General features: G+C 63.0%; 22 protein-coding genes and 1 pseudogene. 12 read left to right on the plus strand and 11 right to left on the minus strand.

What is annotated here, in order from left to right; translation table 11 throughout:
- Positions 1-7: 7 nt before the first annotated feature.
- The 4 genes from G7016_RS23280 to G7016_RS23295 all read right to left on the minus strand — a co-directional run bounded on the left by G7016_RS23280 (position 8) and on the right by G7016_RS23295 (position 5055).
- Complete coding sequence (locus G7016_RS23280; RefSeq protein ID WP_181118190.1) at positions 8-382, minus strand: hypothetical protein; 375 nt, start codon at positions 380-382, stop codon at positions 8-10.
- Positions 383-405: 23 nt separating this feature from the next.
- The gene (locus G7016_RS23285; RefSeq protein WP_181118150.1) at positions 406-1239 is read right to left on the minus strand and encodes a putative RNA methyltransferase; all 834 of its coding nucleotides are present in this window, start codon (positions 1237-1239) and stop codon (positions 406-408) included.
- Positions 1239-2390 carry a succinyl-diaminopimelate desuccinylase gene (gene dapE / locus G7016_RS23290; RefSeq protein WP_181118152.1) on the minus strand — a complete coding sequence of 384 codons (1152 nt, stop codon included), beginning with the start codon at positions 2388-2390 and terminating at the stop codon, positions 1239-1241. The genes G7016_RS23285 and dapE overlap by 1 nt, the downstream gene beginning before the upstream one ends.
- A gap of 70 nt (positions 2391-2460) precedes the next feature.
- On the minus strand, positions 2461-5055 hold the full coding sequence (locus G7016_RS23295; protein WP_181118154.1) for a glycosyltransferase: 2595 nt from the start codon (positions 5053-5055) through the stop codon (positions 2461-2463).
- Between the two features lie 134 nt (positions 5056-5189).
- Here G7016_RS23295 and tcdA point away from each other — a divergent pair, with 134 nt between their 5' ends.
- Entirely contained in the window at positions 5190-6002 is an 813-nt protein-coding gene (gene tcdA / locus G7016_RS23300) for a tRNA cyclic N6-threonylcarbamoyladenosine(37) synthase TcdA (RefSeq protein ID WP_181118156.1), read from the plus strand.
- Here tcdA and G7016_RS23305 read toward each other — a convergent pair.
- The 4 genes from G7016_RS23305 to G7016_RS23320 are packed head-to-tail and all read right to left on the minus strand — an operon-like array spanning position 5983 to position 9057.
- A complete protein-coding gene (locus G7016_RS23305) occupies positions 5983-6387 on the minus strand; it encodes a SufE family protein (RefSeq protein ID WP_181118158.1) in 405 nt (134 codons plus the stop codon). The genes tcdA and G7016_RS23305 overlap by 20 nt on opposite strands.
- A complete protein-coding gene (locus tag G7016_RS23310; protein WP_181118160.1) occupies positions 6384-7589 on the minus strand; it encodes an aminotransferase class V-fold PLP-dependent enzyme in 1206 nt (401 codons plus the stop codon). The genes G7016_RS23305 and G7016_RS23310 overlap by 4 nt, the downstream gene beginning before the upstream one ends.
- A 52-nt stretch (positions 7590-7641) precedes the next feature.
- On the minus strand, positions 7642-8676 hold the full coding sequence (gene dapD / locus G7016_RS23315) for a 2,3,4,5-tetrahydropyridine-2,6-dicarboxylate N-succinyltransferase (protein ID WP_181118162.1): 1035 nt from the start codon (positions 8674-8676) through the stop codon (positions 7642-7644).
- Between the two features lie 33 nt (positions 8677-8709).
- A complete protein-coding gene (locus G7016_RS23320) occupies positions 8710-9057 on the minus strand; it encodes an ArsC family reductase (RefSeq protein WP_181118164.1) in 348 nt (115 codons plus the stop codon).
- Between the two features lie 439 nt (positions 9058-9496).
- Here G7016_RS23320 and katB point away from each other — a divergent pair, with 439 nt between their 5' ends.
- Together katB and G7016_RS23330 are read left to right on the plus strand one after the other, a co-directional pair.
- Positions 9497-10966 carry a catalase KatB gene (gene katB / locus G7016_RS23325; protein ID WP_225776264.1) on the plus strand — a complete coding sequence of 490 codons (1470 nt, stop codon included), beginning with the start codon at positions 9497-9499 and terminating at the stop codon, positions 10964-10966.
- A gap of 54 nt (positions 10967-11020) precedes the next feature.
- A complete protein-coding gene (locus G7016_RS23330) occupies positions 11021-11554 on the plus strand; it encodes an ankyrin repeat domain-containing protein (protein ID WP_181118168.1) in 534 nt (177 codons plus the stop codon).
- A gap of 9 nt (positions 11555-11563) precedes the next feature.
- Here the strand turns inward: G7016_RS23330 and dapC are convergent, their stop codons facing one another.
- From dapC to map, 3 genes are read right to left on the minus strand one after another with little or no spacing between them, the layout of a single operon-like run.
- On the minus strand, positions 11564-12760 hold the full coding sequence (gene dapC, locus G7016_RS23335) for a succinyldiaminopimelate transaminase (protein WP_181118170.1): 1197 nt from the start codon (positions 12758-12760) through the stop codon (positions 11564-11566).
- A gap of 13 nt (positions 12761-12773) precedes the next feature.
- Complete coding sequence (locus G7016_RS23340; protein WP_181118172.1) at positions 12774-15476, minus strand: [protein-PII] uridylyltransferase; 2703 nt, start codon at positions 15474-15476, stop codon at positions 12774-12776.
- Between the two features lie 36 nt (positions 15477-15512).
- The gene (gene map, locus G7016_RS23345; protein ID WP_181118173.1) at positions 15513-16298 is read right to left on the minus strand and encodes a type I methionyl aminopeptidase; all 786 of its coding nucleotides are present in this window, start codon (positions 16296-16298) and stop codon (positions 15513-15515) included.
- A 289-nt stretch (positions 16299-16587) separates the two neighbouring features.
- Between map and rpsB the strand changes: the two genes are divergently transcribed.
- The 9 genes and pseudogenes from rpsB to G7016_RS23390 all read left to right on the plus strand — a co-directional run.
- The gene (gene rpsB, locus G7016_RS23350; protein ID WP_181118175.1) at positions 16588-17328 is read left to right on the plus strand and encodes a 30S ribosomal protein S2; all 741 of its coding nucleotides are present in this window, start codon (positions 16588-16590) and stop codon (positions 17326-17328) included.
- A 154-nt stretch (positions 17329-17482) separates the two neighbouring features.
- The gene (gene tsf, locus G7016_RS23355) at positions 17483-18349 is read left to right on the plus strand and encodes a translation elongation factor Ts (RefSeq protein ID WP_181118177.1); all 867 of its coding nucleotides are present in this window, start codon (positions 17483-17485) and stop codon (positions 18347-18349) included.
- A 172-nt stretch (positions 18350-18521) separates the two neighbouring features.
- On the plus strand, positions 18522-19262 hold the full coding sequence (gene pyrH / locus G7016_RS23360; RefSeq protein WP_181118179.1) for a UMP kinase: 741 nt from the start codon (positions 18522-18524) through the stop codon (positions 19260-19262).
- Positions 19262-19819: a ribosome recycling factor gene (frr, locus tag G7016_RS23365; protein WP_181118181.1), complete on the plus strand. Its 558-nt coding sequence runs from the start codon at positions 19262-19264 to the stop codon at positions 19817-19819. Before pyrH ends, frr begins: the two co-directional genes overlap by 1 nt.
- Before the next feature lie 16 nt (positions 19820-19835).
- Entirely contained in the window at positions 19836-20591 is a 756-nt protein-coding gene (uppS, locus tag G7016_RS23370; protein ID WP_181118183.1) for a polyprenyl diphosphate synthase, read from the plus strand.
- Positions 20591-21412 (plus strand): phosphatidate cytidylyltransferase, encoded by an 822-nt coding sequence (locus tag G7016_RS23375; protein WP_181118185.1) that lies wholly within the window; start codon positions 20591-20593, stop codon positions 21410-21412. Before uppS ends, G7016_RS23375 begins: the two co-directional genes overlap by 1 nt.
- Positions 21409-22599, plus strand: coding sequence for a 1-deoxy-D-xylulose-5-phosphate reductoisomerase (gene ispC / locus G7016_RS23380; RefSeq protein WP_181118186.1), 1191 nt, complete (start codon positions 21409-21411; stop codon positions 22597-22599). Before G7016_RS23375 ends, ispC begins: the two co-directional genes overlap by 4 nt.
- 58 nt (positions 22600-22657) lie before the next feature.
- A complete protein-coding gene (gene rseP, locus G7016_RS23385; protein ID WP_181118187.1) occupies positions 22658-24004 on the plus strand; it encodes an RIP metalloprotease RseP in 1347 nt (448 codons plus the stop codon).
- A 73-nt stretch (positions 24005-24077) separates the two neighbouring features.
- Positions 24078-24258 (plus strand): annotated as a pseudogene (locus tag G7016_RS23390) (POTRA domain-containing protein); the annotation flags it as partial.

The raw sequence follows: 24258 nt of genomic DNA on the forward strand, positions 1-24258 counted from the left end.
TACCCATTCAGGTCCGCCAGGTAATTTCCTGCTCGCCCTCGGCACTCACGCGTATCCAGCGGTCCGCGTCTTCCTCGCCTTCCTCTTCCAGCCAGCCACCCGGAGCGCAGCGCACTTCCACCCCAAGGGCGGCATGGGCGGCGCGGGCGCAGGCCAGGTCGTCGGCCCACGGGGTGCGGTCGCTTTCCAGGAACAGGCTGTTCCATTTGCCCACGGCCATCGGCACCCAGGTCACTGGAATGTCGCCGGCGCGGCACTTCCACACCTGGCCCTTCTGCGCCCAGGCGGTGCAAGGGCCCAGCGCATCGGTCAGCCAGGCGGTGATTGCCTTGTGGTTCACGTCGGCGTCCTTGAGGTAAATCTCGATATCCGGTTGCTGCATGCTCGGCTCGCTGGTGTGATGGCTCATGGGGCTGCCGGGGCAGCGCCGCGCTCATTGACAAAATAATCGTATCGCATGGCGACCGTTACCACGAACGGGCCGGGGCGCTCGATCAAGGCGGTGCGACGCTCGGCGCTCGCCCGCCAGCCGTGGGGCGTCATTGCCAACAGGTTGGCGCGGCTGTCGCCGGCGATCAAGCGCAGCCGGTAGGTCAATACCTCGGAGTGGGCCAGCACCATACCTTCTGGTGCCAGGGCCAGGTGCTTGTCGTCCACGTACTCACGAACTTCATCGTACAGCTGCTCGCGCAACTCCATCAGGTGGTCGCGGGTGGGGCCTACTTTCATCAGCCCGCCACCCGGGCGCAGCAGGCGGTGGGCTTCGTTCCAGTCCAGCGGGCTGAACACGCTGGCGATGAAATCACAGGAGGCCGAGGCGAGCGGCACGCGCGCCATGCTCGCCACCAGCCACGTCACCTGCGAGGCCCGGCGGCAGGCACGCTTGACCGCCTCACGGGAGATATCCAGCGCATAGCCCCCGGCCCGGGGAAGGGCCTCGGCCAACTGAGCGGTGTAGTAGCCCTCGCCACAGCCGATATCCAGCCAATGCTTCGGCTGCCGCTCACGGGCTAGCTCAGCCAGCCTGGCGGCAACGGGCGCATAGTGGCCCTCATCAAGAAACGCGCGGCGGGCGTCCACCATGGCCTGGTTATCGCCTGGCGCGCGGCTGTTCTTGTGCTGCACGGGCAGCAGGTTCAAGTAACCCTGGCGCGCGCGGTCGAACCAGTGGCCGGCAGGGCAGGCGACACCGTTGTCGGCGGCCGAAAGCGGGGCGGAGCACAGCGGGCAGGTCAGCATCAGGCGAGCAGCTTCACAAGGGTGCGGTAGTAGATGTCAGTGAGCACGTCCAGGTCGCTGGCCAGCACGCGCTCATCCACCTGGTGAATGGTGGCGTTCACAGGCCCCAGCTCCACCACCTGAGTGCCCAGTGTGGCGATGAAGCGACCATCGCTGGTGCCGCCGCTGGTGGACGGCTGGGTATCGCGGCCGGTGACGTCCTTGATTGCGCCGGCTACCGCGCTCAGCAAGTCGCCGGGCTGGGTGAGGAACGGCAAGCCGGACAACGCCCAGTCGATGTGCCAGTCCAGCCCATGCTTGTCGAGGATGGCGCTCACGCGCTGTTGCAGGCCTTCAACCGTGCTCTCGGTGGAGAAGCGGAAGTTGAACACCACGGTGAGCTCGCCCGGGATAACGTTGGTAGCCCCGGTGCCGCCGTTGATGTTGGAGATCTGGAAGCTGGTAGGTGGGAAGAACGCGTTGCCGTTGTCCCAGTGCTCGCTGGTAAGTTCGGCCAGTGCCGGCGCCGCCAGGTGGATGGGGTTGCGCGCCAGGTGCGGATAGGCCACGTGGCCCTGCTTGCCGCGCACCTTCAGGGTGGCCCCGAGCGAACCGCGGCGGCCGTTCTTCACCACGTCGCCTACCAGCGTGGTGCTGGAAGGCTCGCCCACGATGCACCAGTCCAGCCGTTCATTGCGGGCGCGCAACCGCTCTACCACGGCTTTGGTGCCATGATGCGCCGGGCCTTCCTCGTCGCTGGTGATCAGGAACGTGAGCGCGCCGCGGTGATCGGGGTAATCCTTCACGAACCGCTCGGCCGCCACTACCATCGCAGCCAGGCTGCCCTTCATGTCGGCGGCGCCGCGGCCACAGAGCATGCCTTCGGCGTCGATCAGGGCATCGAACGGTTGGTGCTGCCAGTCTTCGGCGGGGCCGGTGGGCACCACGTCGGTATGGCCGGCGAAGCACAGTACCGGGCCGTCCTGCTGGCCGTGGCGCGCCCAGAAGTTATCCACCTCTTCGATACGCATGGGCTCGAGGGCGAAGCCGGCGGCCGCCAGCCGCTGCATCATCAGGCCCTGGCAGTCGGCGTCCAGCGGGGTGATCGAGGGGCGCCGGATCAGCTCGCAGGCCAGGGCAAGGGTGGGCGAAAGATCAGCGGCGGCCGTCATGGGTCACTCCGGGCAAGGCGGTAAAAAGGCTGCGTATGGTAAAGCAAAAACGCCCACGGGGCGCGCCCGCTCAGGCGTCGCCCATCGCTACCTTCGCCGCCCGCCGCAGCCGTGGTGCGGCTGACACCACCGCCATCCCCACCGCAGACAGGTACGGCAGCGATTGCACCAGCAACATTACCAGCCACCAGCGGGCATCGGAGTTGGGCAAGCCCTGGGCCAGGCAAATGCCGATGGCTGCGCCCCACAGCAGAACCAGCACGTAAAGTTCTTCGCGGGCCTCACTCAGCGCCATGCTCACGCCATGCACCTGGGCAAGCTTGGGGGTGCGCACGAAGGGCATGCTTTTGGTGAACAGCCCGTACAGCACCGCCTTGCCGATGGTGTGCGACAGCGCCAGCCCAGCCACCGCCGCGCACAGCCCCCGGCGCAGCGGCAAACCCATTGCCCGGCGGTACAGGAACAGCAGCTTGCCCACCTTGAAGACGAACAGCGCCAGCGGCGGAATGGCGAACACCAGCAATGGTGGTTCCACGCGGTTGGGCACGATGATCATCGCACCGGACCATAGCAATGCGCCGAAGGTGAAGAAGATGTTCATGCCGTCGGCGATCCACGGTAGCCAACCGGCCACGAAGTGGTAGCGCTGGCCTCGGCTCAGATGGCCTTCACGGCCCAGCAACAGCGCCCGGGCGTGGCGCTTGAGGATCTGCACCGCGCCGTAGGCCCAGCGTACGCGCTGCTTCTTGAAGGCGCTGAAGGTGTCAGGCATCAGGCCCTTGCCATAGCTGTGGGGATGGTACGCAGCGGACAACCCCTCCTCGAACACCCGCAAGCCCAGCTCGGCATCCTCGCAGATGCACCATTTGGCCCAGCCCAGGCGCTCCAGCACGCTGCGCCGGGTGAGGGTCATGGTGCCGTGCTGGATGATCGCGTCCCGATCGTTGCGGGTGATCATGCCGATCTGGAAGAACCCCTGGTATTCCAGATGGCACAGCTGCTTGAACAGGCTGTCGTGGTGATCGCGGTAATCCTGCGGGCTCTGCACGATCGCGATTCGCGGGTCTGCGAAGTGCGGCACCATGTGTTTGAGCCAGTTACTGTCCACGCAGTAGTCCGAGTCGATCACCGCCACCACCTCGACGTCGCTCGCGGTATGGGCCAGCAGGTAGTTCAGCGCGCCGCCCTTGAAGCCCTCCAGCGGGGCCACATGGAAGAACCGGAACCGCGGCCCGAGTGCTGCGCAATGAGCGGCCACCGGCTGCCACACGGCAGGGTCTTCGGTGTTGTTATCGATCACCAGCACTTCGAAGTCGGGATAATCCTGAGCGGCCAGCGCGTCCAAAGTGGCGTTCACCATGGCAGGCGGCTCGTTGTAGCACGGCACGTGGATCGACACCTTGGGGCGATAGGCGTCGTTGCCAGTCACCGGCTCGAACGAGCGTCGCCGCTTGCGCGTCCATACCGCCTCGGCCAGCTCATGGGCTTCGGTCAGCAGCACTGTCGCCACGCCCATCACCCCCAGCGCCAGCAGGCAACCTACGGTGAGGCTGAACCAAGTGCTGTACTGTTGGCTGTAGTCGTAGGCGATCCATACCAGCACCGAGCCGCACAGGAACGCGATGAATGTCAGGAAGGCACGGCCGCGGTTGCGCAAGGCAGAGCCGTCGATAAGCAGCAAGGCCAGGGCCACTAGCGCGAGCACCGCCGAAGCGGTAGCCAGCAGGCGCCATTGGGGGATCGCCACCACTGGCCCGGTAAAGTTGAACTTGGGTTGCCGCGCCGCGTTGAACACGCCCCAATAGGCGCCAACCGCGCCTTCATCGCTGGCTTTCCAGGGCTGGTCGTAGGCTTCGATCACGAAGTAGTCATAGCCGCGGCGGTTGAGGGTGTTCACCAGCTTGCGCAGGTAGATCGCCTGATCCGCCTGGCTGGCATCCGCGCCGCCCCGCATGCGGCCGTTGCTCGGCCAGCCTACCTCGGAGAGCAACAGCTGCTTTTTCGGAAACTGCTGGCGTAACTCCTGGGCGCGGTCCAGCACGAACCGGCCGGCATCTTCCATCTTCACGAATTCCCAGTACGGCAGAATGTGCGCGGCGATCAGGTCCACATGCCCGGCGAGTTCGGGGTGGTGGTTCCAGATATGCCATTGTTCAGAGGTAGTGACCGGCACCTTCACGGCCGCGCGCACACGGTCCAGGTAGCCGATCAATTGCTTGGGGGTGACTTCCTGACGAAACAGCGCCTCGTTGCCCACTACCACCCGTACCACGCTGCGGTACTGATTGGCGAGCTCGATGCCGGTGGCGATCTCTTGTTCGTTGCGCGCCAGGTCGTTACCGATCCAGATTCCCAGGGTGACCTGCATTCCTGCTTCTTCAGCCAGGCGGGGCACGTCCGCCTGGCTGCCAGCCACCGAATACGTGCGCACGCTTTCGGTGTAGTGGCTGAGCTGCTCCAGGTCCTGGCGGATTTCTTCATCGCTAGGGTAGCGGTCCTCTTGAGGATTCTGGCCCAGGCGAAACGGTGAATAGGAAAAGCCCGAAACCCGATCGGGCCAGTCTGGCGCTGAAACGGGGCGGTTGATCAGGGCCCAGCATCCGATGAACAGCGCGGCGATCGCCATCACCGTGACCAGGTTCAGGCCCAACTTGCGGGTAGGCATTTGATGACAACGTCCTTGCAGTTCCTCAACAGCTGAAACCAGACGGCGCCGAAAGTTGCCCTACGGTGATGAATATCGGCTTTGGCTTCGCCTGGCCGCGACTGCCCGTATAATTGCCGCTCGCTTGACGAGGTATGGCAATGAGCAGTGATGATCCAAGGTTCGGCGGGGTAGCCCGCCTGTATGGCGCGGCGGGCCTGGCCCGGTTGCGGGCCGCGCACGTGGCGGTGGTAGGCGTGGGTGGTGTGGGGTCGTGGGTGGCGGAAGCGCTGGCGCGTACGGGAATAGGCGAGATATCCCTGTTCGATATGGACGACGTGTGCGTGAGCAACACCAACCGGCAGTCCCATGCGCTGGAAGGCAACGTAGGCCAGCCCAAGGTGGAAGTGCTGGCGCAGCGGCTGCGGGCCATCAACCCGGCGTGCACGGTACATGCGGTGGTGGATTTCGTGACTAAGGAAAACCTGGTCGAATACCTGACCGACCGGCTTGATTACGTAGTGGACTGCATCGACAGCGTGAACGCCAAGGCGGCGGTAATTGCCTGGTGCAAGCGGCGCAAGCTGCCGATCGTGACCACGGGTGGGGCCGGTGGGCAGGTAGACCCTACGCAGATTGGCATCGTGGACCTCAACCGCACCTGGAACGACCCGCTCGCCTCGAAAGTGCGCTCGTTGTTGCGCAAGGATTACGGCTTCTCGCGCAATACCTCACGCAACTATGGCGTGCCTTGTGTGTTCTCCACGGAGCAGCTGCGCTATCCAGGCGCGGACGGCAGCGTGTGCACCACCAAAGCGTTCGTGGGGGAGGGCGTGAAGCTGGACTGCGCCGGCGGCTTTGGCGCAGTGATGATGGTGACTGCCACCTTCGGCATGGTCGCCGCCAGCCGGGTGGTGGACAAACTGGTGGCCAAGGCAGAAACAGGTATCAAGCAGCCAACGCCTTGATGCGCTGCAGCACTGCATTTAACCCGTTGCTGCGCGAAGGGGTTAACTGGCGTTGCAGCCCCAGGCCCGCAAACCATTGGGCCAGGTCCAGCTCGGCCAACGCCTGCGACTCCAGGCCATTGGCCCGCACCAGCAAAAGCGCCAACAGGCCGCGCAGCAATCGCGCATCGGTGGCGGCCCGAAACTGCCAGATGCCTTCGTGCCGTTCGCCCACCAGCCACACCTGGCTTTCGCAGCCGTGAACCCGATTGGCGTCGGTACGCTCCTCCGGGGCCAGCGGTGCCAAGCGGTCGCCTTCCTGCATCAGCAAGCGCGCCCGGGCTTCCCAGGATGCACAGGCGGCAAAGCGTTCGGCCGCCTCGGCGGCTTCGGGTGAAAGGTTCATCGCAGCAACTCCAGGGCGCGGTCCAGCGCTTCGAAAAAGCGCTGCAGGTCGCTTGAGTCGTTATACATCGCCAGCGACACCCGGATCGCGCCGTTGAGCCCAAGGCGCTTGAACAGCGGCATTGCGCAATGGTGCCCCACCCGTACCGCGATGCCCTGGTCAGTGAGCAAGTGAGCAAGGTCAGCGTTGTGCACGTCGCTTACCACAAAGCTGGCCAAGGCCGTGTCGGGCGCGCCAAGCACGCGAATGCCTTCACGGTCCCCCAGGCCACGCAGCAACTGCTGATGCAGCGTACGCTCGTGGGCCAGCACCGCTTCTGTGTCCAGGGAGGCAAGCCAGTCCAGCGTGGCCCCCAGGCCAATCACGCCTGCAATGGGTGGGGTGCCCGCTTCAAAGCCCAGGGGCGCCGGGTGGAAACTGGCCTGCTCGTAATCGGCCAGGTGCACCATTTCTCCGCCGAACTGCCAGTGCTGCAGCCTGCCCAGCGCGTCGCTGCGGCCATAGAGCACGCCCACGCCGTCGGGTCCGTAAAGCTTGTGGCTGGAAAATACATAAAAGTCGCACCCCAGCGCGGCGACGTTCTGGCGGCCGTGCACCACGCCTTGCGCGCCATCGACCACCGAAAGTGCCCCATGCTGCCGCGCGAGGGCGAGCAACGGAGCCAGCGGCTGCTGGGTGCCTAGTACATTGGACAGTTGGGTAACGGCCAGAATGCGCGTGCGCGGCCCGATCAGCGCGCCGGCCTCGTTGAGGTCGATGCGCCCTTGGGCATCGGCGGGCAGCACCACCAGCCGGGCATTGCGACGCAGGGCCAATTGTTGCCAGGGCAGCAGGTTCGCGTGGTGCTCCAAAGCGCTTACGGCAATTTCGTCGCCGTTGCCGATCAGGTGTTCCAGGCCGTAGGCCAGCAGGTTCAGTGCCGACGTAGCGCCATGGGTGAAGATCACCTGGGCAGGCGCACCGGCATGCAGCCACTGCGCGACTTTCTCGCGGCATTCCTCGAACGCCTGGGTGGCGAGCGCCCCTGGCAAATGTTGCGCGCGATGCACATTGGCGGCACCGTGCGCGTAATAGTGGGTCAGCGCATCCAGCATGGCCTGCGGCTTCTGCGAAGTGGCGGCGCTGTCCAGGTAGGTTTGCTGTTGCCGCTCGAGCGCGGCGACCGCGGGAAAATCCCCCCGCCAGGGAGAAGGCTCGGACATGCTCGGGACCCTGGCGCCGGGGCGGCGGATGTGGCCACCCCGGTCGCAGTCATCAATTGTGGGCGTGCAACGCTTCGTTAAGCTCGATGGCCGACTTGTGCGTCTTGCATTCGACCGCGCCGGTTTCGGAATTGCGGCGGAACAACAGGTCGTTCTGGCCCGCCAGCTCGCGCGCCTTCACCACTTTCACCAACTGGTTGGCTTCATCGAGCAGCGCTACCTTGGTGCCGGCGGTGATGTACAGGCCAGCTTCCACGGTGTTTCGGTCGCCCAACGGGATACCGATACCGGCGTTGGCGCCGATCAGGCAGCCTTCGCCCACCTTGATCACGATGTTGCCGCCACCGGAGAGGGTACCCATGGTGGAGCAGCCGCCGCCCAGGTCCGAACCCTTGGCCACGAATACGCCGGCCGATACACGGCCTTCGATCATGCCCGGGCCTTCGGTGCCAGCGTTAAAGTTCACGAAGCCTTCGTGCATGATGGTAGTGCCTTCGCCGATGTAGGCGCCCAGGCGTACCCGAGCCGAGTCGGCAATGCGCACACCGGCCGGTACCACGTAGTCGGTCATCTTCGGGAACTTGTCCACCGAGAACACTTCCAGCAGCTTGCCCTTCAGGCGTGCTTCAAGCTGGCGCTCGGACAGTTCGGCGAGGTCGACCGCGCCCTGGCTGGTCCAGGCTACGTTGGGCAGCAGGGGGAAGATACCTGCCAGGTTCAAGCCATGGGGCCGTGCCAGGCGATGGGACAGCAGGTGCAGCTTGAGGTACGCCTCGGGCGTGGAAGTCAGCGCCGCGTCCTCGGCCAGCAGCGTGGCAACCAGCGGCTTCTGGCTCTCGGCCAGGCGCGTCAGCAGGGCAGCTTGTGCCGGGTCGATCGCTTTCAGCGCTTCGGCCAGTTGCGAAGCCTGGGTGCTGGTGAAGGTGATTGCCTGGTTGCCGCCGGTGTAGCCCAGCGGCCCGCTGATGGCAGTGACCAGCGCTTCGGACGGGGAAACCAGTGGCTGGGCGTAGAAAACTTCCAGCCAGGCGCCTTGGCGGTTCTGGGTGCCAACGCCAAAGGCCAGGCTGAACAGTGTGCTAGACATGCGATGTTCCTCTTGAAGGGCAGGGCCGGCTGATCAGTTCAGGGCCGCTGCGTAGTGGTCTGGCTTGAAACCCACGAGGGTTCGGTCGCCGAGGTCGAGTACCGGACGCTTGATCATCGAGGGCTGGGCCAGCATCAACTCGATGGCTTTGGCCTGATCCAGGCCAGCCTTGTCGGTGTCCGGTAATTTGCGGAAAGTGGTACCCGCTCGGTTGAGCACGGTTTCCCAGCCGTGGGCTTCGCACCAGCGCTGCAGGTGCTCGCGGTCGATGCCTTGGGCCTTGTAGTCATGGAAGCTGTAGGCGATGCCATGTTCATCCAGCCAGCCGCGGGCCTTTTTCATGGTGTCGCACGCCTTGATGCCGAAAAGTGTGTAAGCCATGTGGGTAAAGCGGCGGCCCGGCGGGCCCCAGCCTGTGCTCCGGAAAATGAAAGGTCGTGAATTATGCGGCATCGCTACCGTCCGCGCCATGACTGTGTGGTCGCAAGCGTGCGACCACTTCAAGTAACAACGGCGACGTCAGGAAATGATTTCGAATTGGTTACACTTTGAAGTTGATGTAGTAGAAGCCTGCATGGTATTCGCGCGTGATTCAAAAGTTCGCACGCGCCTTGTAGTAATTTTGCTGCGTTTAGTTGCTGAATTTAAATTTATTAGTGCGATAGGGTCTTTCAATTACAGGTTAACAAGTTTCGATCTCTAGGATTGCACCCCAGCTACCGCAGTAGCTGTTCAGCATAATAAATCCGAGAGGGATAGCATGAAACTTACCAGCCTGAGTGGCCAGGCGCTGGGCGTTGTTGCCTTTGGCGCGCTGACCATGACTTCGGCATTTGCCAGCACCTTGACCCGCGACAACGGCGCGGCGGTGGGGGATAACCAGAACTCCCAGACCGCCGGCCCCAACGGCCCTGCTGTGTTGCAGGACGTTCAACTGATTCAGAAGCTGCAGCGGTTTGACCGCGAACGCATTCCGGAGCGAGTGGTTCATGCTCGTGGCACGGGTGCCAAGGGCGAGTTCACCGCCACCGAAGACCTCAGCGACCTCACCCGTGCCAAGGTATTCAAGGCCGGGGAGCACACGCCGGTGTTCGTGCGGTTCTCCGCGGTGGTACACGGCAACCACTCGCCCGAAACCTTGCGTGATCCGCGTGGGTTCGCCACCAAGTTCTATACCGCCGACGGCAACTGGGACCTGGTAGGCAACAATTTCCCTACGTTCTTCATCCGTGACGCGATCAAGTTCCCGGACATGGTGCATGCGTTCAAGCCGGACCCGCGCACCAACCTGGATGACGATTCCCGCCGCTTTGATTTCTTCTCCCATGTGCCGGAGGCTACGCGTACGCTTACCCTGTTGTACTCCAATGAAGGCACGCCTGCGGGCTATCGCTTCATGGACGGCAATAGCGTACACGCCTACAAGTTGGTCAATGCCAAGGGTGAAGTTCACTACGTAAAGTTTCACTGGAAAAGCCTTCAAGGCTTGAAGAACCTGGACCCGGCCGAAGTGGCGAAAGTGCAGGCCAAAGACTACAGCCACATGACCCACGACCTGGTACAAGCCATTGGCAAGGGCGACTTCCCGAAGTGGGACCTGTATATCCAGGTGCTTAAACCGGAAGACTTGGCAAAGTTTGCCTTCGACCCGCTTGACGCGACGAAGATCTGGCCTGACGTGCCCGAGCGCAAGATCGGCCAGATGGTACTGAACAAGAACGTGGATAACTTCTTCCAGGAAACCGAGCAGGTGGCCATGGCGCCGGCCAACGTGGTACCGGGCATCGAACCGTCCGAGGACCGCCTGCTGCAGGGCCGGGTGTTCGCCTATGCCGATACTCAGCTGTATCGCGTTGGCACCAATGGCTTGAGCCTGCCGGTAAACCGCCCACGTGTTGAGGTGAACAACGGCAACCAGGACGGCGCCATGAACGGTGGCCATACCACCACTGGCGTGAACTACGAGCCAAGCCGCTTGAACCCGCGCGAATCGGATGAAGGCGCCCGCTACAGCCAGCTGCCGCTTACCGGCACCACCCAGCAGGCGAAGATCCAGCGCGAGCAGAACTTCAAACAAGCGGGTGACCTGTACCGCTCGTATAGCCAAAAGGACCGCCAGGACCTGATCCAGAGCTTCGGTGAATCGCTCGCGACCACCGATGCGCAAAGCAAGAACATCATGCTTTCCTTCCTCTACAAGGCAGACCCTGAGTACGGCACCGGCGTGACCAAGGTGGCCAAGGGTGACTTGGCCAAGGTGAAGGCGCTCGCCGCCCAGCTGCAGGACTGATCCCGTTCAGGCCCATGTCGTTCGCGGCATGGGCCTTCGCGCAGGGGAAATGACATGAGAAGATTTTTTTTGAGGCTGCTGCTTGCAGGCCTCATAGGCCCAGCGGTGGCTGCGCCGGCCGTACCCGATACCCAGGCTCAGTTACGAGCCTTGTTCTTCGAAGCGGCTCGGGAAGGCAACGCTGACATGTTGGGTGCGTTTATTGAGGCCCACTTCGATCTGAATATCCAGGACGACAAGGGCTATACCGGGCTGATTCTTGCGGCCTATCACGGCCATCAGGGCGCCGTGGAGCAACTGCTGGCGGCGGGCGCCGACCCTTGCGCTCAGGATGCGCGAGGCAATACCGCCCTGATGGGGGCGATCTTCAAAGGAGAGCTGACCATTGCGCGGCGGCTGGTTGCGGCGGATTGCTCCCCCGACCAACGTAACCGCAGCGGGCAAACCGCTGCCATGTACGCGGCGCTGTTCCAGCGCCAGGACATTCTTGCGGCCTTGGCGGCAAAGGGCGCAAACCTGGACGCGAAGGACGCGTTGGGTAACGACGTCCATTCGCTGGCCAAAGGCGAGTTCCAGCCGCTGCCGTAAGGCAGGGGGCTACCGCGCCTCGAGGAACGCGCGGATACGATTGGCCGCTTCGATGCATTCGGCCAACGGCGCAACCAGGGCCAGACGAACGCGATTGGCGCCCGGGTTCACCCCGTTTACCTCACGGGACAAGTAAGAGCCCGGCACCACGGTTACATGCTGTTCGCAGAAGAGTTCGCGGCAGAAGGTTTCATCACTCATGGGTACGCCTGCCCACAGGTAAAACCCACCATCGGGCCGCTGCACATCGAGCACCGGGCCCAGAATCTCCAGCACGGCGTCGAACTTTTCCCGGTACAGGTCACGGTTGGCGCGCACATGGTCTTCGTCATTCCAGGCCGCGATGCTCGCCAGCTGGGTGGGGATGGACATGGCGCAGCCGTGGTAGGTGCGATACAGCAGGAACGCCTTGAGCACATCGGCGTCGCCGGCCACGAACCCTGAGCGCAGCCCCGGAAGGTTGGAGCGCTTGGACAGGCTGTGGAACACCACGCAGCGCTTGAAGTCCGAGCGGCCCAGTGCCGCGCACGCGCTCAACAGGCCCGGCGGTGGCGCGCCTTCGTCGAAATACAGCTCGCTGTAGCATTCGTCCGCGGCAATGATGAAGTCGTGCTTGTCCGCCAGCGCAATCAGCGACTTGAGCGTGTCCAGCGGGATCAGTGCGCCAGTCGGGTTGCCCGGGGAGCAAAGAAACAGCACCTGGCAACGGTCCCATACCTGCGCGGGGACCGCGTCGAAGTCTGGATTGAAGCCGTGTGCTTCCAGGCAAGGCAGGTAATGCGGCTGGGTGCCGGCGAGAATCGTCGCCCCTTCGTAGATCTGATAGAAGGGGTTGGGGCTCACGATCAGGCCGTCGCGGTCCCGTTCAGCCACCGTTTGCACAAAGGCGAACAGCGCCTCGCGGGTGCCGTTCACGGGCAGTACATGGCGTGCGGGGTCGATCCAGTTGGCCGGCACACCGAAGCGGTGCGCACACCAATGGCCGATGGCCTCGCGAAGGGCTGGCAGGCCGGCCGTGGTCGGATACACCGCGAGCTGGTCGAGGTTGTCGGCCAGCGCCTTGGCGACGAAGGCCGGCGACGCGTGCTTGGGTTCGCCGATGGACAACGCGATGTGTGCCTTGCCCTCCGGCGGTTGGGCGCCGGCCAGCAGGGCGCGGAGCTTTTCGAACGGGTAGGGCTGCAAGTGGCTCAGGGCTTGGTTCATCGGTAGCTCGAAGTCAGATACTAAGGCGAGACAGTTCAATGCCGCCCGCCTGGGGCACGCTCAACTGCTCGACGATGGCGTCCTGCAGGCGCGCGCACAGTTGCGGGTCGGCCAGTGGCTGGTTGTGGGCGTCGGTGAGGAAGAACACGTCCTCCACGCGCTCGCCAAGGGTGGCGATTTTCGCGTTCTGCAGCGACAGGTCGAATTCCAGAAAAATCTTCCCCAGGCGGGCCAGCAGGCCGGGGCGGTCCGGCGCGCTGAGCTCCAGGATGGTCACCGGCCGCTGGGCGTCGGTGAGAATGGTCACCTGCGGGGCGAAGGCAAAATGCTTCAGCTGGCGCGGTACGCGCCGCTGGATGATGGTCGGGTAATCATCGGGGTTGCGCAGGGCTTCGGTAAGGCCGTCGCGGATCTGCTGGATACGCTGCGGGTTATTGCCGATCGAGCCGCCGTCGTTGTCCAGCACGATGTACGTATCGAGGGTGAACTGGCTGCTCGAGGTGATGATGCGCGCGTCATGGATGTTCAGGTTGAGCTGGTCCATGGCGGCCACGGTCACGGCGAAGAAATCGTGCTGGTCCGGCGCGTAGATGAAGATCTGGCTCGCCCCTTCGAAATCGCGCTGGGTGGTTTCGCGTATCAGCACCAGCGGGCCGCCGTCTGCCGGCTGCTGAAGGATCGCATCGGTGTGCCAGACAACGTCCCCGGCGGTATGCCGCAGGAAGTAGTCGTCGCCCAGCTGGCTCCAGAGTTGCTCCACGTCGTCGGGGTCCGTGCCGCTGCGCACGAGGATATCCAGCGCGGCCGCCTGGGTCTGGCGAATCTGCTCTTCGCGGTCCAGGGGGTTTTCCAGACCACGGCGCAGCGCGCGCTTGGTCTCCGTGTACAGCTGGCGCAACAGGCTGGCCCGCCAGGAATTCCACAGGCTCGGGTTGGTGGCGTTGATGTCCGCCACCGTCAGCACGTACAGGTAGTCCAGGTGCGCTTCATCCCCCATCAGTTGGGCAAAGTCATGAATCACCTGCGGGTCGGAAAGGTCCTTGCGCTGCGCCGTAGTGGACATCACCAGGTGGTTCTGCACCAGCCACACGATCAGGCGGCTGTCCCACGGTGGTAGCTGGTGCCGCTCGCAGAACGCCTGGGCATCCACGGCGCCGAGCTCGGAATGGTCGCCATTACGCCCTTTGCCGATATCGTGGTACAGGCCGGCGATATAGATGAGTTCCGGCTTGGGCAGCTTGCCCATGACCTTGCTGGCCAGCGGGAACATCTCCGACACCGGCGTGTACTGCAGCTTGCGCAGGTGCTTGATGAGGTTCAGCGTGTGCGCATCCACGGTGTAGATGTGGAAAAGGTCGTGTTGCATCTGGCCCACGATATGGCCGAACTCGGGCAGGTAGCGGCCGAGAATGCCATAGCGGTTCATTCGCCGCAGGTTGCGGTGGATGCCGATTTCGCACTTGAACAGCTCGATGAACAGGCTGGTGTTGCGAATGTCATGGCGGAAGTTGTCGTCGATCAGGTGACGGTGCTCGCGCAGCAGGCGAATGGTGTCGGCGCGAACGCCCTTGATCTCCGGGCTTTGCGCCATGAGCACGAAAATTTCGAGGATGGCGAAGGGGAAGCGGCGGAACACATTGGGCGCCGTGGCTTCGATGTAACCGTCGTGCAACTGGAAACGCGCATTGATAGGCGTGACGCAGGTGCCGGTTTCATCGGCCAGCAGCTCTTCCTCGAAGTGCTGGATGATCAGGTCACTCAGCTCGGCAATGCGCATCACTACCCGGTAGTACTTCTGCATCAGCGCTTCGATGGCCAGCTTGGCATCGCTGTCCTTGTAGCCCAGCAGCTCGGCAATGCGCCGCTGGTAATCGAACAGCAGGCGATCCTCGGAGCGCCCGGCCAGCATGTGAAGCGCATAGCGCACCTTCCAGAGGAATTCCTGGGAAGCGGCAAGCAGGTCACCCTCGTTCTCCAGCAAGAAGCCTTGGCCGGCCAGCGCCTGGAGGTTGAGCGTGCCGTATTGGCGGCGGGCCACCCAGAGGATGGTCTGGATATCCCGTAGCCCACCCGGAGAGCCCTTCACGTTGGGTTCCAGGTTGTATTCGGTGTCGTTGTACTTGTGGTGCCTGGCTTTTTGTTCGGCCCGCTTGGCCAGAAAGAACTCCTTGCTTGGCCACATGCGATCCGGCGCGGTCACTTCCAGCATGCGCTTGCGCAACCGCTCCGGCCCGGCGATGGTGCGGCACTCCATCAGGTTGGTGATGACGGTAAGGTCGGCGCGGGCTTCCTCGGCGCATTCCTCCACCGAGCGCACACTTTGCCCTACCTCCAGACCGATGTCCCAGAGCAGGGTGAGAAAGCGTTCGATGGAATCGCGGAACACTTCATGATCGGCGTCCTCGAGGAGGATCAGCAGGTCGATGTCGGAATAGGGATGCAGCTCACCCCGGCCATAGCCGCCCACGGCCACCAGGGCGATGTCGGCTTCCTTGCTCCAGTCGAACTGTGCCCAGGCCTGCTGCAGGATGTTATCCACAAACCAGGCCCGGTCTTCCACCAGGCGGCGAACGTTACGGCCCGAGGCAAAGCGCTCGTTTAGCACGTCGCGGGCCTGGCGGATGGCCTTCTTGAACGCAGCCACGGGGCTGGCCTTGAGGGCCAGTTCCGCCTGGAACTGGCCGCGATCGAACAACTCCGGATCTACCTGCGGCATCGGATCGCCTTCCTTCTATAGGGCCGTACTGAACCGTCAGTTCGCTGAGGTGCGCGGCAGGGTGTCGTCGCGCCGCAGCGTGAGGATCTCATAGCCGTTGGCAGTGACCAGCACGGTATGTTCCCACTGGGCCGACAGCTTGCGGTCCTTGGTGATCGCGGTCCAGCCGTCGCCCAGCAGGCGGGTATCGGCCTTGCCCTGGTTGATCATCGGCTCGATGGTGAAGATCATGCCTTCCTTGAGCTCGATCCCGGTGCCCGCGCGGCCGTAATGCAGCACCTGCGGCTCCTCGTGGAAGACCTTGCCGATGCCATGGCCGCAGTATTCGCGCACCACGGAGAAGCCGTTCTTCTCGGCGTGTTTCTGAATGACTTCGCCGATGTCTCCCAGCCGCGCGCCGGGCCGAACCACCTCGATGCCCTTGTACATGCATTCCTGGGTAACGCGGGAAAGCCGGGTAGCCCACTCGGGCACCGTGCCTACATGGAACATGCGGCTGGTGTCGCCGTGATAGCCGTCCTTGATCACCGTGATGTCGATGTTCAGGACGTCGCCATCCTTGAGCGGCTTCTCGTTGGGAATGCCGTGGCACACCACGTGGTTGATCGAGGTGCAGATGGACTTGGGAAAGCCCTTGTAGTTGAGCGGGGCGGGGATGGCCTTCTGTTCATTCACGATATAATCGTGGCACAGGCGGTCCAGTTCATCGGTGGTGATCCCGGGCTTCACATACGGCTCGATCATCTCCAGCACCTCGGCGGCCAGGCGGCCGGCGACGCGCATCTTCTCGATGTCCTCGGGGGTTTTGATGGTTACGGTCATACAGGCTCTCTCGGCACCATCGGTGCGGGTATAAATGTACAAAGTGGCGATTCTACCATAGCCGTGCCCGGGAAGGCCTTGCCGACGCGGGTGCGCCGGGGCAGGGGTGCGCCACGGTTTCTCTTTGCCGCGTTGTGTGATATAAAGTGCGCCGCTTTGCGGGGGGCTTCCCCGCTTGGCTTTAACCCACACACGTATCGACACGATGACCTGGGTGCCCGGGCCGCAAGGCCATGGGTTGGATCATTGGGATACGTGGAGGCCTAACCCGACTTATCAAGGAACTATCATGTCCCAAGTCAATATGCGCGATATGCTGAAGGCCGGTGTGCACTTCGGCCACCAGACCCGTTACTGGAACCCGAAAATGGGCAAGTTCATTTTCGGCGCGCGCAACAAGATTCACATCATCAACCTGGAAAAAACCCTGCCGATGTTCAACGAAGCGCTGAGCTTCGTCGAGAAACTGGCCCAGGGCAAGAACAAGATCCTGTTCGTTGGCACCAAGCGTTCCGCCGGCAAGATCGTTGCTGAAGAAGCAGCACGTTGCGGCTCGCCGTTCGTGGATCACCGCTGGTTGGGCGGCATGCTCACCAACTACAAGACCATTCGTCAGTCGATCAAGCGCCTGCGTGACCTGGAAACCCAGGCCGAAGACGGTACGTTCGCCAAGCTGACCAAGAAAGAAGCCCTGATGCGCACCCGCGACCTGGAAAAACTGGATCGCAGCCTGGGTGGTATCAAGGACATGGGCGGCCTGCCTGACGCACTGTTCGTCATCGACGTCGAGCACGAGCGCATCGCGATCACCGAAGCAAACAAACTGGGCATTCCGGTCATCGGCGTTGTCGATACCAACAGCAGCCCTGAAGGTGTTGACTACGTGATCCCGGGCAACGACGACGCCATCCGCGCAATCCAGCTGTACATGGGTTCGATGGCCGACGCTGTTATCCGTGGTCGCAACAACGTTGCTGGCGGTACTGGCGAATTCGCCCAGGACGCTACCAGCGAGGCAGTAGAAGGCTGAGTCGACCGCGCCTGACAATGGCACGGTAAGCGAAAAGGGGGCTAGGCCCCCTTTTTGCCACCCGCCGGGGCCGAAGCGGCCCCGCGGGTCAGAATTTCAATGCCCGTTCATACGCGGGCGGTATGGCCGAAAACCTGTTCGAGAGGATTTTGAAATGGCAGAGATTACTGCGGCGCTGGTCAAAGAACTGCGCGAGCGTACCGGCGAAGGCATGATGGATTGCAAGAAGGCCCTGACCAAGGCCGGCGGCGACATCGAAAAAGCAATCGACGACATGCGTGCCTCGGGCGCGATCAAGGCTGCCAAGAAGGCAGGCAACGTTGCTGCTGAAGGCGCGGTCGCAATCCAGGACGACGGCAAGGCCGCCGTGCTGCTCGAAGTCAACTCCCAGACCGACTTCCTGGCTCTGCAGGACGACTTCAAGGCATTCGTTGCCGCCAGCGTCCAGAAGGCATTCGCCGACAAGCTGACCACCGTCGAGCCGCTGATCGAAGCCATGGAAGCCGACCGTCTGGTACTGGTTGGCAAAACTGGCGAAAACGTCAACATCCGCCGCCTGGCGCGCGTGGAAGGTGACGTGATCGGTACCTACCTGCACGGCAACAAGATCGGTGTGGTTGTTGTTCTCAAGGGCGGCGATACCGAGCTGGCGAAAGACATCGCCATGCACGTGGCAGCCACCAACCCTGAGTTCCTGCTGCCTTCGCAAGTCTCCGCCGAAGCCATCGAGCGTGAGAAGGGCGTATTCCTGCAGCTGAACGAAGAGAAGATCAAGGGCAAGCCAGACAACATCGTGGAAAACATGGTGGCTGGCCGCATCAAGAAGTTCCTGGCTGAAGCAAGCCTGGTAGAGCAGGCGTTCGTGAAGAACCCTGAACTTACCGTGGGTGCTCTGGCTCAGAAAGCAGGCGCCGAAATCGTTTCCTTCACCTACTTCAAGGTAGGCGAGGGCATCGAGAAGCCGGTCGACAACTTCGCTGACGAAGTTGCCGCACAAGTGGCTGCCGCCAGCAAGCAATAAGACAGGTTACTGCTGTCTCCCAAAGAGGCTGCCCGCTCACGCGCGCAGCCTCTTTGTCAAAGTGATACCCCGTGGGTTTGCCTCAAGGCGCCCCGCGGCGGGCGCCAGAAGCGCCCGGGTTGCAACAGGCCAAGGCCTGAAATATTCAAGAACGCCGCAGGAGAGATACGCAATGGCCCAGCAGGTGAGTGGTCGTCAACCTCGCTATAAACGCATTCTGCTCAAACTCAGCGGCGAGGCCCTGATGGGCTCCGAAGAGTTCGGTATCGATCCCAAGGTACTGGACCGCATGGCGCTGGAAGTGGGCCAGTTGGTGGGTATCGGTGTACAGGTAGGCCTGGTCATCGGCGGGGGCAACCTGTTCCGCGGCGCGGCGCTCAGCGCGGCCGGCATGGACCGCGTGACGGGCGACCACATGGGCATGCTGGCCACGGTAATGAATGGCCTGGCGATGCGTGACGCGCTCGAGCGTTCCAACATCTCGGCCATCGTGATGTCCGCCATTTCCATGGTGGGCGTGACCGACCACTACGACCGCCGCAAGGCCGTGCGTCACCTCAACAGCGGCGATGTGGTAATTTTCTCCGCTGGCACCGGGAATCCGTTCTTCACCACCGATTCGGCCGCCTGCCTGCGCGGTATCGAAATCGACGCTGATATCGTGCTCAAGGCCACCAAGGTGGACGGTGTGTACACCGCGGACCCGTTCAAGGACCCGCATGCCGAGAAGTTCGAGCGGCTGACCTACGACGAAGTGCTGGACCGCAAGCTGGGCGTGATGGACCTTACTGCCATCTGCCTGTGCCGCGACCACAAGATGCCGCTGCGGGTCTTCAACATGAACAAGCCTGGCGCCCTGCTCAACATCGTGGTTGGCGGCGGCGAAGGCACCCTGATCGAGGAAGGCATGTAATGATCGAAGATATCAAGAAAGACACCAAGGGCCGCATGGACGGCGCTATCAACTCGCTGTCCCATAACCTGGGCGGCATCCGTACCGGCCGTGCTCACCCCAGCATTCTGGAAAGCGTGAAAGTGCCGGCCTGGGGCAGCGAAATGCCGCTCAACCAGGTTGCTTCGGTTACCGTTGAAGACGCTCGAACCCTCAAGATCGTTGCGCACGACAAAGACCTGGGCAAGGCGATCGAGAAAGCCATCCTCAACTCCGACCTGGGCCTGAACCCCAGCAGCGCCGGCACTACCATCCGTGTGCCGATGCCTGCCCTGACCGAAGAAACCCGCAAGGGTTACACCAAGCAGGCCCGTGCCGTGGCCGAGGACGCGCGAGTTGCCGTGCGCAACGTGCGTCGCGACGCCCTGGCGCAGCTCAAGAAGCTGGTCAAGGACAAGGAAATCAGCGAAGACGAAGAACGCCGTGGCGCTGACGATATCCAGAAAATGACCGATAAGTACGTGGCTGAAGTAGACAAGAAGCTGGAAGAAAAAGAAAAGGACCTGATGGCCGTTTAAGGACACCGTCGTGCTCATGGAAAAGATCAAGCCGGCAGCGTCCGTGTCCGTCCCGCGACACGTGGCGATCATCATGGACGGCAATAACCGCTGGGCGAAGAAGCGCCTGCTGCCCGGTGTGGCTGGGCACAAGGCTGGCGTGGATGCCGTGCGCGCGGTGATCGAGGTGTGCGCCGAGGCGCGCGTCGAAGTGCTGACCCTGTTTGCCTTTTCCAGCGAGAACTGGCAGCGGCCCGCCGAAGAGGTCGGTGCGCTGATGGAGCTGTTCTTCACGATGCTGCGACGGGAAGCCCGCCGCTTGAACGACAACAACATCAGCCTTCGCATCATCGGTGACCGCAGCCGTTTCCATCCCGATCTGCAGGTCGCCATGCGTGAAGCCGAGGCCCTGACCGCAGGGCCTGGTCGCTTCGTGCTACAGATCGCCGCCAATTATGGCGGCCAGTGGGATATCGCCCAGGCCGCGCAGCAGCTGGCCTATCAGGTGCAGGCCGGCAAGTTGCGCCCCGAGGACATCACCCCGGCGCTGCTGCAGGGTTGCCTTGCGACGGGTGATCTGCCCTTGCCAGACTTGTGTATCCGCACAGGCGGCGAGCACCGGATCAGCAATTTCCTGCTATGGCAGCTGGCGTACGCCGAGCTGTACTTCTCCGACCTGTATTGGCCGGACTTCAAACACGAGGCCATGCGCACGGCGCTGGCCGATTTCGCCTCCCGCCAGCGTCGCTTCGGTAAAACCAGCGAGCAGGTCGAGGCCGGAGCCCGTGCCTGATGCTTAAACAACGCATTTTGACCGCGCTGGTCCTGTTGCCTGTCGCTCTGATCGGGTTCTTTCTCCTCAATGGCGGATGGTTCGCGCTCTTCATCGGCGCAGTCGTTACCTTGGGTGCATGGGAGTGGGCCCGGCTGGCCGGCTGGGAAGCCCAGGGGGCGAGGGTGGGCTACGCAGCGGTAGTGGCCCTGGCGCTACTGGTGTTGTATGCCTTGCCGGGCCTGGCGCCATGGTTGCTCGGCCTGGCGATCGTATGGTGGGGCGTGGCGACCTGGCTGGTCATGACCTACCCAGGCTCCACGCCGCATTGGTCCAGCACTCCCCGTAAACTGATCATCGGTTGGGTGGTATTGCTTCCAGCCTGGGAGGGCTTGCTGGTACTCAAGCAGTGGCCATCGGGCCTGGGCAACTGGCTGATCCTCTCGGTCATGGTGCTGGTTTGGGTGGCCGATATCGGCGCTTATTTCTCAGGCCGGGCCTTTGGCAAGCGCAAGCTGGCCCCTGCGGTCAGCCCGGGCAAAAGCTGGGCGGGCCTCTACGGCGGCCTGGGTATCGCCTTGCTGGTTACGTTGATCACCGGGCTGGCTCGCGGCTGGGCTGCGGGGCAACTGATCGGTGCGCTGGTGATCGCGGCAATCGTGGTGCTGGTGTCGGTGGTGGGTGACCTTACCGAAAGCATGTTCAAGCGCCAGGCCGGGATCAAGGACAGCAGCCAGCTGTTGCCAGGCCATGGCGGCGTGCTCGATCGCATCGACAGCCTTACCGCGGCCATTCCTGTGTTCGCCGTGCTGCTGTGGCTCGCCAACTGGAGCCTGATGTGAGCGGGCGCCAGCGTATAACCGTACTGGGCGCCACTGGCTCCATAGGGCGTAGCACCCTGGATGTGGTGGCGCGCCACCCTGATCGCTACGAAGTACACGCACTTACCGGCCATTCCCGCCTGGGCGATCTGCTCACCCTTTGCGAGCAGCACCGCCCGAAGCTGGCTGTGGTCGCCACCGCGGCCGAGGCGGGTGAGTTCGCCCAGCGGTTACGCGACGCGGGGCTGGCGACCGATGTGCTGCATGGGGAGGAGGGGCTGTGCGAGGTCTCCCGGGCCAGCGAAGTGGACGCCGTGATGGCGGCCATCGTCGGCGCGGCTGGCCTGCCTCCTACATTGGCAGCGGTACGTGCTGGCAAAAAGGTATTGCTTGCCAACAAGGAAGCCCTGGTCATGTCCGGGGGCTTGTTCATGCAGGCAGTGCGGGACAGTGGCGCCGTGCTGTTGCCCATCGACAGCGAGCACAACGCCATATTCCAGTGCTTGCCGGGCAACTACGCGCAGGGGCTCGCTCAGGTGGGCGTACGGCGTATCCTGCTCACCGCTTCCGGTGGGCCCTTCCGGGAAACCCCCTTGGCGGAACTGGCAACCGTCACGCCAGAGCAGGCTTGTGCCCATCCCAACTGGTCCATGGGGCGCAAGATCTCGGTGGATTCAGCCACAATGGCCAACAAAGGCCTGGAACTGATCGAAGCCTGCTGGCTGTTCGACGCGCGGCCGTCGCAGGTCGAAGTCGTGGTTCATCCCCAGAGTGTCATCCATTCGCTGGTCGACTACGTCGACGGTTCGGTGCTGGCGCAGCTGGGAAATCCCGACATGCGCACGCCCATCGCCAACGCGCTGGCATGGCCCGAACGGATCGACTCCGGCGTGGCACCTCTGGACCTCTTCGCCGTGGCACGGCTGGATTTCCAGGCGCCGGATGAGCAGCGCTTCCCTTGCCTGAGGCTGGCGCGTCAGGCCGCCGAAGCCGGTGGCAGTGCCCCGGCCACGCTCAATGCGGCGAATGAAGTGGCGGTCGCGGCGTTTCTCGAGCGGCGCATCCGCTATACCGAGATCGCGAGTATGATCGAAGCCGTGCTGGGCAAGTCCCCGGCAGGCCCGCTGGAAAACCTCGACGCGGTCTTTGCCGCCGATACCAGCGCCCGTCACCTTGCCGGGCAGTGGTTGACTCGGTGGGGCCGATGAGTTCCGATTGGTGCGCCCCGGGTCTGGATAATTGCTCCCGGGTGCTGCGGAGAAACCTATGAGCGCACTTTATATGCTGGTCGGCACCCTTGTCGCACTCGGGGTGCTGGTGACCTTCCACGAATTCGGCCACTTCTGGGTTGCCCGCCGGTGCGGGGTAAAGGTGCTGCGTTTCTCGGTAGGTTTCGGCACACCCTTGCTGCGCTGGAGCGATAAGCAGGGCACGGAATACGTTGTGGCGGCAATTCCGCTGGGCGGTTACGTGAAGATGCTCGACGAACGGGAAGCCGAGGTTCCGGTCGAGCAGCTTGATCAGGCCTTCAACCGCAAGCCCGTTCGTCAGCGCATCGCGATCGTTGCTGCCGGCCCTGTGGCCAACTTCCTGCTTGCAATCGCCTTTTTCTGGGTGCTGGCCATGCTTGGCAGCGAACAGGTCCGGCCGGTGATTGGTGCGGTCGAAAGCGGCAGCCTGGCGGCAAGCGCCGGTCTGCAGCCGGGGCAGGAAATCATCGAGATTGACGACGAGCCTGTGTCGGGGTGGTCAGGTGTCAACATGGAACTGGTCCGCCGCCTGGGTGAAACCGGTAGCCTGAACATTCGGGTGACAGGGGAGGGCGGCACCAGTGCTCACACCGTTGACCTGGTGGCCTGGCTCAAAGGTAGCGACGAGCCGGATCCCGTACGTTCGTTGGGCATTCGGCCATGGCGGCCGGTGCTTGAGCCGGTGCTGGCCGAAATCGATCCGGAAGGGCCGGCCGGCGCCGCCGGTCTGAAGTCTGGCGATCGCCTGCTGGCGTTGGATGGGGTAGCGCTTGCGGACTGGCAGCAAGTAGTAGACGCCGTGCGTCAGCGGGCCAACCGCCAGGTGACCTTGCAAGTACAGCGCGACGGCCAGCGCCTGGATGTTCCGGTTACCCTGGCCCGCAAGGGCAAGGGTGAAGCCGCCGCGGGTTACCTGGGCGCGGGCGTAGCGCCCGTAGCGTGGCCCCCGGAAATGCTGCGCGAGATCAGCTTCGGGCCGCTCGATGGGCTGGTGGAGGGCGCTCGGCGAACCTGGGAGATGAGCGTGTTGACCCTTGATTCGCTGAAGAAAATGCTCTTTGGCGAGCTCTCGGTAAAAAACTTGAGTGGACCGATAACCATTGCTAAAGTGGCGGGCGCTTCGGCCCAGTCGGGCCTTGGGGATTTCCTGAATTTCCTGGCTTATCTCAGCATCAGCCTCGGGGTTCTCAATCTGCTACCCATTCCCGTCCTGGATGGGGGGCATCTGCTGTTTTACCTGATCGAATGGGTCAGGGGTCGTCCGGTCTCCGATCGGGTACAGGGCTGGGGGGTTCAGATCGGTATCAGTCTGGTAGTCGGCGTTATGCTGCTCGCCCTGATAAACGACCTGGGTCGGTTGTAATGAGTCGCACAATTGCGAACCTGCCGCCTATGCGGCAGTTTGTTTATTGCCCGTTGGAATAAGAAAGGACTTCATGAAACGTCTGCTGCTTACTGCGGTGCTGTCCGCACTGATGATCACCGAAGTTCACGCCGAGTCCTTCACCATCTCCGATATTCGCGTCAACGGCCTGCAGCGGGTATCCGCCGGCAGCGTCTTCGGCGCCCTGCCCCTGAACGTGGGCGAGCAGGCCGATGACCGCAAGCTGGTGGATT

The sequence above is a fragment of the Pseudomonas japonica genome (assembly GCF_013522925.1).
Taxonomy (GTDB): Bacteria; Pseudomonadota; Gammaproteobacteria; order Pseudomonadales; family Pseudomonadaceae; genus Aquipseudomonas; species Aquipseudomonas japonica_A.